The organism is Spirosoma pomorum (assembly GCF_054776615.1).
In genome coordinates this window covers 13,246-28,876 of sequence record NZ_BAAHBP010000004.1, presented here as the reverse complement: position 1 = coordinate 28,876, position 15,631 = coordinate 13,246, and the positions used below count along the sequence as shown (strand labels likewise).

Genomic DNA, 15,631 nt, shown 5'->3' with positions numbered 1-15,631 from the left:
CGTCCCTGCTTCTACCCGATGCGTTTTTCGCGGCAATCGAAACGTCCCATTATTCTTCGTAGCACCGAATTTCTAGCAGAGCCGCCGGTGCCGACTTCGTCTGCGCATCACCGTTGACGCCTTTCAAATGGACGGTCAGACTACTTGTCTGCAGGGGCGTATCGAAACGGATTGTGTTACGACTTTGGTAGTTGTTCGTAGTGCTGACTACCTGCTCCCGACGATCGTTGCAAAGCACGTAGTCACTAACGCAGAACGGCGACGCCGTTTCCGGATGAGTCATCAGGACGGTTTCCATAGGATGGTCGAAATCACTATCGAAACACAACTCTACCCAACCGATACGTTGTGTTTCCGGCCAGGTCAGCGTCACCGTCGGGTTGGGATCGGCGGGATCAGCAACGTACGCATTCGGCTGATTTGTTGGGCGCTGGATACCGTTTCGTAGGTTTTCTACCCCAAACAGGTTCAGCTCCGGCTCGATTCGCATAGCGATGTTATGGCCTTTTGGTCGCCGTTCGGGGCACCAGAATTCGAACGTATCGACGCCAATATCTTCCGTTGGCTCCTGCTTGCCGTAATTCGATACGGCAGGGTTTGTTTTGTTAAAAACCGACAGGACGCCCGTTACGCGCAGCTGACTGTATTGCAATTGCACCTGCTCGTTTTTCAGGAACGTAACAAACACGTAGCACGGCTCGGCGATCACGGCAGTGAACGGCAGCTTCAGTTCCTGCCTGCCTTTTTTCAGCGGCAGTGTCAATGTTTCCAGCGTTACGTCGGGGGTGTGATTATCTGCCCGGCGGCTTCGGCGCAGCTCAATAGTCAGCTCAGTATCCTGATCGGCCGTAACGAACACGGTCAGTTGCGGCACCGGTCCGGCGGGAACGGGCAGCATCTGCGCCGAGGATGACGTTAGCGGCTGAAGTGGGCCGTCGGGCGGCAGTTGATTCAGCACCAGTTGGCTCGATGCGCTCAGGCTAGCCTGCCTGGCCAGATCGCTTTCGTCGCGCAGTTGGATACCCGGAAGGTGCTGCCCGGTTTTTAACAGTTCCCGTTGCAGTTCCTGCATCCGGCCGGGCTCGTTCAGATCGCGCGGCAGCAGTCCATCGCGCGTGCAGAGCGCAGCCGCCATGCCCACCGCCTGCCCGCCATGGGCGCTTGTGCCCATCACTCGCGACGACCCAAACGCGACGTGCGACGCACTGATGATCCGCCCGGCCAGGAACAAGTTGCTGACGTTCCGGCTATAATAGCATCGGTACGGAATTCCGTAAATACCCTTGCTGTGCCACTGGTTGCAGCCCGGTTTTTCAGAAAAAACGCCGTCAGCGGGGTGCAGGTCGATGGACCAACCGCCAAACGCTACGGCGTCGGGCTGGGTGCGTTGTTCGACAATATCCTGCTGACGGAGTATGTAATCGCCTTCGAACCGGCGGCTCTCGCGCTTACCCGGTATCTGACCGACCCATTCCAGGGTCATCGTTTCCGCTTCTGGAAACTGGCCGGAGTTTTTGATATAATTCCAGACGCCGTATACCACTTTCCAAAGCTCCCACTTGATCGCTTCCGTATCGTGTACGGTGTCCAGCCGACCGCCATATTCCAGCCACCAGAGCTGGCACCCCTGCTCTTTGGCGTTAAAACGACGATAACGCGGAATTTTGGTGATGTCCTGCAAGGCATAAGCTGGCGGAATAAACCGCACGGGCTTGCCGGTATCTTTGGTGTAGAAATACAAGGAGTGGCCCAGCAACTCGCCGTACTCGGCGGAAGGAGCGAATTTTTCGTCAAACTCAGCCTGTGGTTCAGCGCCCATCCGGAAGGCAGCCCCGGCCTGAAACGCGACGACACCATCCCCCGACGCGTCGCAGAACAGCGGGGCCACCAGGTCGTATTGCGTACTATTCTGGCTACAAAACGCCTTTACCGACGTAATCGTCGTCGCATCGGCCTTCGCAACGTCGTACACCGCCGTGTTCAGGAGCAGTTTGATATTGGGTTCGGCAATAACCTTCTCCAGTAGAATCGTATCGAGAATGAGTGGGTTTCCTTCCGGGTTGCGGTACAGATTATCGAGCAGGATTTCGTCGATAACGCCCCCCTCCCGCGCCCAGCGGTTGTTATTACCCATGTGCGACGTAGCGCCCAGCACCCAGAGCCGTACTTCTGACGAAGCATTACCACCCAGCACCGGTCTATCCTGCACCAATGTCACGCGAATACCTGCCCTGGCTGCCGTAATGGCACAGCAAACACCCGACAACCCTCCTCCTATCACCACTAAATCTGCTTCGTGCCGTACTGTCTTTAGCGGACGACTATCGACTGCTTGTTCGCGTATCATTCGTTAAATCAATTAATTGCGTAAGAATAGAAAAGCCCGTTGGTTTGACAATCTCAATCGTAAGTGTCTTCTCAAAGCCACGAACGGACAGGGTCAGTTCAGCGCTTTGCCCCGGCTGGAGATCCGGAATCGACACCGTCTGGTTGTTGGTTTTCAATTTATACTGCCGGATGGCATAGGCGGGAAAATCATTCCGTGCCGTAATTCGCAGCTTGAGCGTGTGAACACCCGCCGGACCAGGCGTCCAGCTTTCCCGCTCCACCGTCAGCGGAGCCATACCGGTCTGGTGGGTTTTGTAGAGCGGTCGCTTACTACGGTCGGGCTCAACCAATCCCCAGGGGCGGTAGCCGTTGGCGTTGGTACCCTGATACCGGCTCTGGTAATCGTTGAACGCCCACCAGGATGCACCAATTACGTAGGGTAGCTGCCGCACGTCGCTGAGGAATTTGTTGAGATGAGTCACCTGCCCTGCTTCACCATCCTTCCCGTCGGCGCGGGTTCCGTATTCGCTGATAAAAATGGGTTTGTTCGGATAGAGCGCGTGAATGTGTTTCAGGATTGCTAGGTGATTCCCGTACGTATTGGTCGACACGAAATCACAGTACTGCGAGGCTTCGTCTTCGGGCTTCTTCGGCAGGATATTCAGTCGCATCGACGCGAAGGTGTACAGACGGGTGGGGTCCAGCTCGCGGGCGTAGGCAATCATGTCTTTTGTCCACCGCTGCCCGGCGGGCTGTTCAGAAAGGTATTCGTTTCCGACGCTATAGGCAATTACGCTGGGGTGATTCCAGTCACGCTCGGCCATCTCCCGAAACTGCTGCCGGAATTTAGCCCGTATCGTGTCGTTGTCCATCTGGGTGGGTGTCAGCTGCCAGTTACCCGCTTCGGCAATAATCAGCATCCCGTTCCGGTCGGCCCAGTCGTAGATTGTTTCCGAGGGGGTGTAGTGTGTCAGACGCTGCAGTTCCATTCCGGCTTCTTTCATCAGCCGCATGTCTTTCTCCACCACCCAGTCGGGTTCGAGTGAACCCAGCCCCTGGTAATCCACCACCCGGTTCCCACCTGCCATTTTGATGGGTTGCCCGTTGAGCAACAGTTGAGTATTACGTACCTCCACTTTCCGAATGCCGAAGTTGGTCCGTACCGTATCGTCGCCGGTAGTCACCCGCAGGGCGTACAACGTAGGCTGATCCACGCTCCACAGTTTGACATCAGCGGCTTTGAGCGCCGTTTCAGCTTCCAGTACGCCCGTCTGACCCGCGGCTACCGAGCCGGTTTGGGCCGTCCATTTCACCGCGACGGGTTTTCCATCCTGTTGTACCAGAAAAGCCAGCTTCGGTGCTACTACCTGACCGGTCGCATTACGAATCCGGGTTTTTACCCGCAACGTAGCCGTGCCTTTCGCCAGATCGGGCACCGCTTCAACCTTGACGTTGTCGACGTACACCGCTGGCTCAACAGTCAGGTAAACTGGGCGGATGAGCCCCCCATAGTTGAGCCAGCCCATAAACGGGTCGTTGGGTTCGCCGTTGTCTTTGGCACCAGGGATGGTTCCGGGACGCCAGGTGTTGTTGTTGACCGAAACCGCCAGCGTATTATTATCAGCCTTCAGTTGGTCGGTTATGTCAAGCTGAAATGGTGTGTATCCCCCTTCGTGCGTACCGACTTTCTGTCCGTTCAGCCAGACGGTGCATTGGTAATAAACAGCATCGAAATGCAGCAACACCCGCTTGCCGGCGGTGGGTTGCCAGGGAATAATGCGTCGGTACCAGACAGTGCCCGTATAAAACTGGTAGCGAGGATCGACCGAAAAACAGTGGGGCACAGTCACCTTGTCCCAGCGGGCCAGCGATAACTCCGGCGCGAACCATTTCCGCTCGGCCCCAACCTCGGCAGGGTCCATAGTAAAGTACCACTCGCCCTGTAGCGGAATTGCGTCGGGTTGACGAATGGTGTATTGACTAAAAGCAGGCAGGTTAAACAACAGATAAGCCAGCGGTATCAGCAGACGACGAAAAACGATCATAACGGGGTGGTTGACTTAACGAATGGTTGGGTTTCTGGCGTAGCTACTGACAGGCTGATTCGCTGGGCGGCCCGCCAGGGAATGATCGCCGAGAACAGAATGACGACAGCAATACCCGCCGTTGCGCCAGCTCCCTGCGTGGTCAACAGACTCAGGATAAAGAGGATAAGCGCCGTAAAAACCAGCGCCCCGGCAATAACCTGCATTCCGAACCGATTCTGCCGTTTGGTTTCCAGCGCTTCTTCGCCCTGCCCCTCTTCGTTGGCCTCATCTATCTTTTGCTGACGGGCCATCCGGTACCGGAGCTCTTCCCGCGCCACCTGATCCCTCGACCGCGCCCAGAGTTCATACCCCAGCAGCAGGAGCAGCGGCAGGCCGATACCAATCATCGTTTCGGCTCCACGCGTCAGTTTAAATTCCAGTAGCCAAGGCGAAAGCACCTTAAAGAACAGATTGACGGTCAGTCCAATACCGGTGATCCAGAGCGTTGCCCGGCCAGTCAGGCGTTTGGAGAACAGCGCCCAGAGTGGCGGAGCCAGCAATGGGCCGCCCGAGATGGACGAGATACTCAGCACCACTTCGACAATGCCGCCAGCCGCCGGTACTAGTAGGGCAATTCCAATCATGCCCAGCCCAAACACCCAGGACGAGCCCCGCGCTACCCGGATCAGCTGGTTGTCGGAAGCTGCCGGATTGATCAGCGTTTTGTATACATCGTTGGTGAACACGGCCGATACGACGTTCAGAGCGGTATTGGCACTGGCAGAGGTCGAGAAATACATGCCCGTCAGCATCAGGCCCAGTAGCCCCGGCGGTAGCACCAGTTTGCAGATCATCAGGTAGGCGTTCTCCGTGTCCAGACCCGTCAGTGCAGGGTTGATGACCTTGTAAATCATGGGCGGCATCATCCAGATAACCGGGCTGATCAGGTAGAGACCAGCGAACAGAAAGGCCACTTTTCGGGCCGATTTGGGACTATCGACGCTGGTGTAGCGCTGCACGAACGTCCAGTTGCCACCGATGTAGCAGATGTGATACAGCACGAAGGCCATAATGAAGCCCATGGTGTATTCGCCGTTTAGCGGGCTGAAAAAATCCTCGGGTACGCGCTGCAAAAAGCTCTCGAATCCGCCCACCCGGTCCAGCGACAGGGGCAAGAGAATAAACACGGCCGCCGACAGGACAACGAATTGCAGAATATCCGTCACCATTACGGCCCAAAGCCCCCCGACGGCGGTGTAGGCGATCATGAAAATACCCAGGCCAATCGTACAGGGCACCAGCGGCAGATCCAGCGAGGCACTCACGAGTTTGGCAACCGGGTACAGCACCGACCCTTTGATGAACAGGGAAACCAGCGTAAAAATGAAGATGTAGACCTTTTGCACCGTAGCTCCCAGCCGCTCCCGGATGAACTGAGCCGCCGTCAGAGCACCGGTACGCTTCCAGCGGGGCGCCAGAAACAGCCCCGTAACCAGCGCACCGATGCACATGGTCCACTGAATGGTGATGGCCACCCACCCATGTTTGTAGGCGATGGAACCCCAGGCCACGAACGTACCGGCGGAGAAAAAGCTCATGAAGAGCGAAAGGCCGCCGATAAACCACGGCACCGCTTCGCCCCCCGCGAAGAACGACTTCAGATTGCGCCCCGTCCGGGCGAACAGCATCCCGATACCCAGCACAAAGGCGGAGAACACGAGGATGACGAAGGTATCAATGGTTGTATTCATAGTGGGTTCAGGTTCTTATTTGTGCGTGGCGGCAATACGTTCGGCCACCGTTCTACCAAGGTCATTCAGGGCGTCCTGGTTGTAATGGACAAAGTCTTTCATCCAGCGTTTCTCCGGAAAGTGGTCCGTGTCGGTATACACAACCGATACGTTTGGCAGTTGCCGGGCAACCCGGCGCTGGGTCATCCGAACGGCTTCATTACCCGTTGGTGCGCGGCCGATCTGATTACCCGTCAGGACGATGTAAAAAGGAATGGTAGCCCCCAATGCCTCACGAAACCGCTGGATTACGCTGATCAGGGCGGCTTCGTAGGCCTGCGCCGTTAGTTTTCCGTCGAAAATAGCGTTGGCATCCCGTTCGCCCTGGAGCCAGATGATGCCACTCACCGACTGTTTTTCGTGTTGCTGCGCCCGGTTGATTTTCTGCACGGCGTTCGCTAACAACGGCTTCCGGCCGTCGGCCGACCATGTACCGTAATCGGCCATCTCGGCATTGCTGTGACACGAACTCCCGCCCCGGGCCGCCGGTATGATGATGACCTGCTGGCTGGTTAGCTGCTGGTAACGCTGCGCAAAGGCTGGCCAGGCGCTTCCCGTTCGAGCCGGTTGAAACGCCAGTGAATTCTCCCCCACCGGATCGGCCAGCGGCACCAGCGTATCGTGCTGATACCGGTACTCGAACGCCACGCCCGCCGGTACCTGAACCGACGAATCTGCCTGCCCCTGACCCACCGCGTTGCTCTGTCCCGCCACGACAAATAAAGCTTTCGACTGCGCCAAACTGATGGTCAGTCCACAGCCTAGCAGCGTAGCGGTTACGAAGAGTATAGTACGTATTCGGATCAGGGCTATGCGTTTCATTGTCAGACAGGTTTATTCCAGATCAACGGCGAGCACTTCCATCCCGAACCCAGGCAGTTCAAACGATAACTCGTTTGACTTCTTACCTTTAGCTGGGGCTACCAGACGTGTTACCGACTTCAATTTCTTACCTTTCTCTATCGCTTCGGGCTGGAGCGCTACCAGAAACGTAGCTGGACTAGCGTTATCATTGAGTAGCAGGACGTAAACGCGATTGCTTTTTTCGGCGCGGGCCAGCAGGCAGTCGACTGACGGGCTACTTGGCTGCGCGAATCCGTCCTGCATGAACAGGTCGGCTTTCTCGCCGTAGATGGTTCCCGGCGCAAAGCCGTAGGTCTGGTGGGGACCCACTTTAGGCGTAACGAACCCGCGGGGGAAGCTAACCTTGCCGCCAGACCGCAGCTCGGCTTCGGCCAGCAGGTAATCGGTCAGCCAGCCAATCTGCCACCAGGCGTGGTGCGGATACGGCCCGGCCCCTTTGTTCATCGTATTCCAGTAGTAGGACGCGACGCTGGTTTTCGGATCGACGAAGGCGTCGCGGCCAATGGCACCAGCGCGGGCCATGTCGGCAAACAGCGGCTCTTTCGTCAGTCCATACATCCGGATGAACAGACCGGCGTGGCTGCATAGTTGGATAGGGCCGTGACGGGTGGCCGATCCAAAAATACCGCCGTGCTCAAAACTCAGCCCCGACTGGCTAATCTCCCAGTCTTCGCGCGGAGTCCCGTTCACCTGCTTTGACTGATGGCTGGCAATCGGATGCGTATAGATCGAGGTTGTGTAGATTTTGGCCGCCGTGATAGCAGCCTCTTTGTAGCGGGCATCCTTTGTCAGATCGTACAAATCCAGCAGCGCCTGCGCCGACTGCCCCGTTGCAAAATCGGGGGCGTAACGGGCATCGCCACACACGCCCAGGAAACTGCCCGTTTCCACCGCATTTTTGATGAACCAGTCCGCCCCTTTCCGGGCCGCCTGCAGATACTTGGGATCGTGCAGAATCCGATAGGCCACAAGCAAGCCGTAGAAGGTCGGCCGCACATCCTGAATGTCGGTAAAGACTTCCCGCTCCGAATGTCGGTCGTAGGCTACCGCCCAGCTACCGTTGGGTTTCTGCCAAGTCAGGAGTCGATCAGCACCCAGCCGGAGACGGTTTTTCAGCTCGTTATTGGTCGGTTCAAACAGGATCATGTTACCTAGATCAAGCATGGTGTAGTACGTCAGCCCAATGGGTTCGACCACTTCGCCCCACTCCTCCACAAACTTTTTGGACTTCGCCAGGTAATACTGGCCGACGGCTGACCCCTTGAAAAATCCGCTTTTGGTCTGCTGCTGCACCAGCTTGAAATTCTCGGCGTATGGTAGTACGTTCTCCGTCAGGAGTGGGTCTTTGGTGGCCGTTGCCAGCATCCACATCGCGCCGTAGTCCGAGTTTTTCATGGCGTCTTTGTTCGAGCCAACGACCCCACCCAGGTATGACTGCGCCCCGATCTTTTTCCCGTCGAATTCCTCTACGTTCCAGAGCGAGGTTTTCGGATCGGTCAGGTAGCCGTGCATGTTGGCGATCCGGTCGGTTAGCGACTGTTTGCTTTGGCGCATCGCCAGCGACTCCTGAAATTGGTACACGTCATAAACGGCGTGGTTAAGGGCTTTGAACCAGTCACCATCGGTCAGGCTGTAGCGGAACGTGTACCGAATCGTCTCCCCGGCTTTCAGGGCCGATTTCGGTTCGCCCAGCACCGGGTAGTACAGCGTTGGCGCCAGCTGGGCTTTTCGGTTCATATGCGACAGGCCGATGTTCCAGTCGATCTGGGTCATCTGGTCCTTTGCCCAGGGGTCGCGGGCGAGTCCGGGTTCGGGAATGACGGCCAGCGTCAGGCCCGACTGCGTACTCACCATCGGGCATAACGTACTGGCGCAACGCTCCCGGTACACAACCGGCAGCGACGGAATACCATGCCCGTACGCATAGGCCAAGGCAAAGTTTTTCTGGATCGTTTTGCCCTGAAAATAGCCCGGCACCGTCGCCCAGCTCAACTCGCTCTCCGGTACCGTCGCCAGCGTCGGGCTGGCCAGCGAGAAGAAGCCGTCTTTCTTCGCCGTCAGCGTCTGGGTGATGACGATGTCCGACGGAAACCGGGAATCCAGCGTCCACTCGCTGCTGATGGTAGCTACGTCCGTTTCATGCTGAAACCGCAGTTTGTTCTTGTTGATGTTCTGGGCCTGAACCGGAAAGAAATGATACGCTTTTCCGGCCGTGTTCAGCGAAACGGGGTTCGTGCTTTCGTTCCACTGCACGGTCTGGTAGTGATACTTCGGCCCCGGAAACTCCTCGCCCGTAATCGACCGAAAGGTCGTATCGGGCGCAGTCGACGGTTTTTCGGCGGCATACAGGAGCGTATGTTCGCCGGAGGGTGCGGCCAGGCTTACCCACTGCTTTCCGTGTTGAACGGCCAGTTGTTGCACCTGCCAACCTTTCGGCGACGGCGCGACGACAAGTTTCACCTGTTCGTTTGCCAGCGAGAGCGTCTGGCCGGACTGAGCCAGCGTTGCCGACCAGGCCAGCCAGAGCAGGAACCAAAGTTTATGTTTACAAGCGTACTGCATCAACGCGCGTCGTTTCAGGGTCAGGGTTTATTGCCAGTCGGGGTTCTGTTGCAGCTGTGGGTTGGCGTTGATCTCGTCCCGCGGAATGGGGAAATATTTGTTTTTGGCCTGCACGTTCCGCATTGGATATACGTCGTTCACCGCTTTCGGAATCACCGTCAAGAACTTATCGGTACGGGTCAGATCATACCAGCGGTCGCCCTCCGCGAACAACTCCCACGAACGCTCCTGCAGGACCCGATCAATAAAGACGTCTTTGCTCAAACCTACCACCAGATCGGCCAGGCCCGCCCGCTTGCGGATGGTATTGATATAGCCATAAGCCATCGTAGTTGGGCCATTCTGCCTGGCTTCGGCTTCCGCAGCAATCAGATATACATCAGCCAGCCGGAAGATGGGGATGTTAACGGCGTAGTTGCCGCCGTTCGAGTTGGCATCCTGGTATTTCTTCACCAGAACACCCTTCGTCGTTACGGGCGTAATGCTCCGCTGGCGCACCACCTGGCCCTGTGCGTTTACGTAGTTCGTATCCAGTAGTTGACGCCGTTTGTCTTTGGGATCAAACGAATCGAAGAATGACTGATACGCAAAAGCCGAACCGAAGGACGAGCGGCCATATTCAGGGGCCGCGCTATTGGCGGGACCATATAACGAACCAATCTGTGAGGTTTGCCCCGGCGTGAAGTTTTCGCACTCATAGGCCCACATATTTTCCTGCCGGGCCGCGTCCTCTTTTGTTACGTTGTACACATCCTTAACCTCCGGCATCAGGCTGTATTTACCCGACGTAATGACGGCCTGCGCTTTTTGCAGCGACGTAGTCCAGTCCTCGTTGTAGAGAGCGGCTTTGGCATACAGCGCCAGGGCCACTTCTTTCGACGCCCGTCCTTTTACCAGTGTAGCCGAGTACGACGGTAGCAGCGCCACGGCCTGATCCAGATCTTTGTAAATCTGCGCGTACACGTCCTTGCGTGGACTTTTGCCGACCGTAGCGTTCGCCAGACTAGTACTAGCGCTGGTTTTGACAATGATGTCGCCAAAGTTTTTGGTCAGCATCCAGTGGTAGAATGCCCGTAGGAAATAGGCCTCCCCCACGATTTCATCCCGGCGTTTGGTATCCATCGTGATACCCGGCACCCGGTCAATCGTCCAGTTAGCCTTTTCGATGCCGCTATAACACCGCCAGATATAGAGGGGCGATTCGTTTTCCCGGCTAAAGCTCCGGGCCGCCGAATACTCCTGATCGTAGGTGAACAGAGTGTACGTGTTGCGGGCCACCACTGGGCGCGGATACACCTGATCGGCGCTGAAATCGGACGCCATCAGGGGGGCTGGTCCACCATACAGTGTCGCCAGCGTTCCGTAAGCCGACGTGATAGACGCTTCGGCATCCTGGGGCGTCTTGTAAAAGTTCTCGGTAAAAATGGACGAATACGGCGTCTCATCCAGCTGGCAGGAAGCCAGCCCGAAAACGAAAAGGATAGGAATGAGGATATTTTTCATAGATAAATAGCGAAAGAATGAAAGAGTGAAATCGGACCGCCGAAGCGGAGCGAAAGCTTGTTATCGGAGCGGAACGGGAAACATCCCGAAACTCGCTCTTTCTATCTTTCGCTCTTTCACTCTTTAGATTAGAACGTTACTTGTAAGCCAGCTATCAGTGATTTGGCCGTTGGGTACACCAGGTTGTCAATGCCGATCAGCGTGTTGGAGTTGCCATACGTATTGACTTCGGGATCAAAGCCGGAATAGTTGGTGAGCGTGAATACGTTGTTGGCGCTCACGTAAACCCGTGCGTTGTAAACTGCCTTGATCTTGGGCAGCGTGTAGCCCAGCGTGATATTCTTGCAGCGCAGAAACGAGCCATCTTCCATAAACCGGTCTGAGATGGGCAGGCGTCCGCCCTGGAATCCGCTAACGTATTCGTTGCTCGGGTTGGTAGCCGACCAGCGATTCGCCAGTCCCGCAAACACGTTACGTTGTCCGAGGGGGTTTTCGAAGGTGTAGCGAATCAGGTTAAATATCTGATTGCCCTGAACGCCCGAGAAGAACGCGCTGAAATCGAAACTCTTGTACCGCAGATCGGTCGAGAAACCGTAGATAAATTTCGGATTCGCGTTCCCCGTAATGGTCTGGTCGGCCGCCGAAATCTGACCGTCGCCATTCAGATCTTTCACTTTGGTACCGCCCGCGCGGCTATCGGAGCCGGGCAGTACGGTTTCGCCATTCTGATAGATACCGTCAAAAACGTATGTTTTGAAAACTCCCAGCGGCTGACCGACTTTCAGGATGCTGTAGTTATTTAGGATGAACTCGTCGGTTTGCCCATCCAGGCTCAGCAGCTTGTTTCGGTTGATGGTTGCGTTTCCCGATACGTTCCATTTGAGCGGCCCATCGAGCAGCCGGGCATTGGCCGAGAACTCAATACCCCGGTTTTGCAGCGAGGCAAAATTTCCCGTAATGGTTGTGTAGCCCGACGAGAGCGGCAGGTTTTTGACAAACAGCAGATCGCGGGTTCTCTTGTCATACACGTCAATCACCAGATTCAGCCGATTGCTAAGCAGGCCGATGTCCACGCCGATGTTCGTTTGCAGCGACTTCTCCCAGCGCAGATCGGGGTTCGGAATGCCCGACGGATTAATGCCGGTATTATAGATGTGATCGAATACGTAGTTGGCCCCCGATGATACCAATGCCAGCGATTGATACGAGCCAATGGCACCGGCATTCCCCGTCAGACCGTAGCTGGCCCTCAGTTTCAGGTCCGTGAAGACGGGCGTTTTCTTCATGAACGACTCTTCAATAATGCGCCAGGCCCCCGAGATGGCGGGGAAGAAACCGTATTTGTTGTTTGCGCCAAACTTGCTGGCGCCATCGGCCCGCGCCGTCAAATCGACGAAATACTTGTCTTTATAACCGTAGTTGATCCGGCCCATGTACGAATCCAGTCGGTCCTTACTCCGGCTGCTCGAAACGCTCCGTTCCGTAGCCAGTTGAACCGCTTCGTTCAGGGTCGCGTCATTCGGAAATTTACTCGCCGTAATGCTGTTCGAGTTGCTGGCTCCCGTCTGCGTGGCAAACAGACCGGTGAATTTCAGCGAGTGTTTGTCGGCAATCGTCGTGGAATATGTGAGTACGCTTTCGTGCAGCAGGCCGAGGAAATTACCGTTCCCTTTCGTAGCACTGCCGCCCCCCGCGGCCAGATCGGCCTGGTTGATAATGGAACGCGGTGAGTAGTAGTCGCTCAGCGTATTCTGCAGGCTGACATTCAGCGAAGCCCGGTACGTCAGCCCTTTCAGGATGCTGAACTCGGCATACAAGTTACCCAGCGTGCGCCGTTCGGTCGTGCGGTTCAGTATCTGCGCCAGGCCGATTGGGTTGGCGACCTCCCGGTACGCCCCTACCCGCTGATCCCCAAAGGGATACACGGAACCATCGGCGCGATACGGCACCAGCGTTGGCGCAGCCCCCAGCGCCGAGCCCAGAATACTGGAATAAACAGCCGGGCCATCAATGCTGCTTGAGCCTGTTGGGGTCCGGTCGTTGATCGAATACGTTGTCAGCAGACTGGTGCCCACTTTAAGAAGCTTGCTCACCCGGTGATCCAGATTGAGCCGTAGCGAGTAGCGATCAAAGCCCGAGTTGATGATAATACCCTGCTGGTTGAAGTAGTTAGCCGTCAGGGCCAGCTGCGTTTTTTCGGAACCGCCAATGATGCTGATCTGGTGGCTCTGGATGGGCGCATCCCGAAAAATGAGCTTTTGCCAGTTAGTCCCTTCGCCCAGCGAAGCGGGGTCTGGGTAGTAATTGTTCTTGTAGATTTCGTTTTCGAGTTGTCCAAACTGGGCCGCGTTCAATACATCCAGTGTTTTGTTCACCCGCTGAACGCCATAGTATCCATCGTATGACACCCGCGTATTACCCGCTTTCCCGCGTTTAGTCGTGATCAGGACTACGCCATTGGCCGCCCGCGACCCATAAATAGCCGTCGCCGATGCGTCTTTCAGCACCTCAACCGACTCGATATCGTTGGGATTGATGGCTGACAGCGGACTGACGTCATTAACGCCCCCACCGTTGGAGTACTGAATGCCATCGACAACGTACAGCGGCTCCGACGTACCGTTGATGGAGTTAGTACCCCGAATCCGGACGCTGATATTACCGCCGGGCGCGGCTGAGTTCTGCGTGATCTGCACCCCGGCTACCCGCGCCTGCAAACCCTGCGCTACGTTAGCCACCGGGGTTTGCAGCAGATCGGCCGCCTTGACGGACGCAATCGACCCCGTTGTTTCAACCTTTCGCTGAGTACCGTAGCCCACCACCACCACCTCGCTCAATGAGCGGTCGTCAGATAGAAGATCAACGCTGATCGTCGTGCGATTATTCACTGGTACCTCCTGCGATTGGTAGCCAATGTACGAGAAGGCCAGCACGGCATCCCCACTGGGTACAGTCAGGCTGAATTGCCCGCTTGCGTCGGTCGTTGTGCCCTGCTGCGTTCCTTTTACTAATACATTAACGCCGGGCAGTGCCTCCGTTCCTGAACTAACCTTACCTCGTACGGTCATCACCCGTGGGGACTGCCCAAAGCTGGTCGTGACCAACGCGACCAACAGGCCGGACAGATAAATCGCCATCCGAAAACTCCTCGTAAACGACGTTTGTAAACAGTGAAACATTCTATAAAAGATTAAGGGTAGAAAATCAGTAAAATACAATTTGAATTAAAATAACCGGTCGAGTCAATTTTCATCTACAACTATTCCACTTAGCCGGGCGTAGCAAGTAAAACTGTCTCTCACGGGTCTTTTTTGATTACACTGGTTGATTTTACCCCCAAACAATAACCATTCAAAGTTTTTATTGACTTATTTTTTTGGGAACGATCCCAATTTCATGAAACCGTTCCCAAAAACTTGACATCTTATTTCACATAGTTCTCCTAAGCCAAGCTAAACAAAACGCCTAAAATATAAAAAGTACAATTTATGAAAAATGAACAGGTTACTATAATCGATATTGCCAAGGCGTTGAACCTGTCGAAGTCCACGGTTTCCAGAGCACTAACAAATCACCCGAACGTAAAGGAGAAAACGCGGAAGCAGGTGCTTGATCTGGCAGCTCAGCTTGACTACCAGCGAAACCAGCTGGCGATATCGCTGCTCACGAACCGGACGCAGACGATTGGCATCATTGTCCCAGAGTTTCTGAGCTTCTTCTACCCCAAAGTGATCATTGGGGCGCAGGCCGTTTTGGCCGAAGCGAATTACAATGTGGTTATCTGCCACTCAAACGAGTCGTACGAAACGGAGGTGGCCAACACGAAATCACTGCTGGCCAGCCGGGTTGATGGACTGCTGGTGTCACACACGAAAGAAACCCGCAACTTTGACCATTTCAGCGTGTTTGACCGGCGGGGGATTCCGGTCGTGTTTTTCAACCGCGTGGTCGACAGTCTGAACGTATCAAAGGTTGTAGTGGATGATTACGCGGGGGCTTTTCAGGCCGTCGAGCACCTGATCAAAACGGGAAAACGACGTATCGCGCACCTGGCTGGTCCTGATACGTTACAGAGCAGCCGCAACCGGCTGAATGGTTACCGCGACGCGCTACAGCAGTACGGAATTCCGCTCGATCCGGCACTGGTTATTTCGTACGATCTATCGCTCGACAAGGCCAATATTTACGTCAACCACTTGCTGAACTTACCCGAGCCTCCCGACGCGCTTTTTACCATCAACGACCCAACAGCCATTGAAGCCATCAAGGTGATCAAAGGTCGAGGGCTGAATATGCCCGACGATATTGCCGTCGTAGGATTCAGCGACGATCCGGTTTCGTCGCTCATTGAGCCCGGCCTTACTACAGTGTCTCAACCCGTCGACGCGATTGGTCAGCAAGCGGCTCATTTACTCATCAAACAGCTCGTTGCGGACGATCAACGCCCACCCGCCGAAACAGTCGTTCTACCCACGCGTTTATTGATCAGGGGCTCGACGCTGACCGGAGCGACCGGCGACCTAAATCCGTAAAACCCGAACTGATGACTAAACATCA

The 15,631-nt window shown here is 55.6% G+C and carries 8 protein-coding genes; 1 reads left to right on the top strand and 7 read right to left on the bottom strand.

All coding sequences use genetic code 11. The annotated features are described in order from the left end of the window. Positions 1-49 precede the first annotated feature (49 nt). From ACYVAD_RS09105 to ACYVAD_RS09075, 7 genes are all read right to left on the bottom strand, one after another. Entirely contained in the window at positions 50-2,347 is a 2,298-nt protein-coding gene (locus ACYVAD_RS09105) for an FAD-dependent oxidoreductase (protein WP_461139189.1), read from the bottom strand. Further along, positions 2,322-4,373: a glycoside hydrolase family 2 protein gene (locus ACYVAD_RS09100; RefSeq protein ID WP_461139188.1), complete on the bottom strand. Its 2,052-nt coding sequence runs from the start codon at positions 4,371-4,373 to the stop codon at positions 2,322-2,324. Before ACYVAD_RS09100 ends, ACYVAD_RS09105 begins: the two co-directional genes overlap by 26 nt. Further along, positions 4,370-6,106, bottom strand: a complete 1,737-nt coding sequence (locus ACYVAD_RS09095; protein WP_461139187.1) for a sodium:solute symporter family protein — start codon at positions 6,104-6,106, stop codon at positions 4,370-4,372. The genes ACYVAD_RS09100 and ACYVAD_RS09095 overlap by 4 nt, the downstream gene beginning before the upstream one ends. A 15-nt stretch (positions 6,107-6,121) precedes the next feature. Next, on the bottom strand, positions 6,122-6,967 hold the full coding sequence (locus ACYVAD_RS09090; protein WP_461139186.1) for a sialate O-acetylesterase: 846 nt from the start codon (positions 6,965-6,967) through the stop codon (positions 6,122-6,124). Between the two features lie 12 nt (positions 6,968-6,979). Further along, positions 6,980-9,571: a glycoside hydrolase family protein gene (locus ACYVAD_RS09085; protein WP_461139185.1), complete on the bottom strand. Its 2,592-nt coding sequence runs from the start codon at positions 9,569-9,571 to the stop codon at positions 6,980-6,982. A 27-nt stretch (positions 9,572-9,598) separates the two neighbouring features. Then, positions 9,599-11,074, bottom strand: a complete 1,476-nt coding sequence (locus ACYVAD_RS09080) for a RagB/SusD family nutrient uptake outer membrane protein (RefSeq protein WP_461139184.1) — start codon at positions 11,072-11,074, stop codon at positions 9,599-9,601. A gap of 128 nt (positions 11,075-11,202) precedes the next feature. Further along, the gene (locus ACYVAD_RS09075) at positions 11,203-14,253 is read right to left on the bottom strand and encodes a SusC/RagA family TonB-linked outer membrane protein (protein WP_461139183.1); all 3,051 of its coding nucleotides are present in this window, start codon (positions 14,251-14,253) and stop codon (positions 11,203-11,205) included. 309 nt (positions 14,254-14,562) lie between these two features. Between ACYVAD_RS09075 and ACYVAD_RS09070 the strand changes: the two genes are divergently transcribed. Next, complete coding sequence (locus ACYVAD_RS09070; RefSeq protein ID WP_461139182.1) at positions 14,563-15,606, top strand: LacI family DNA-binding transcriptional regulator; 1,044 nt, start codon at positions 14,563-14,565, stop codon at positions 15,604-15,606. Positions 15,607-15,631: the final 25 nt, after the last annotated feature.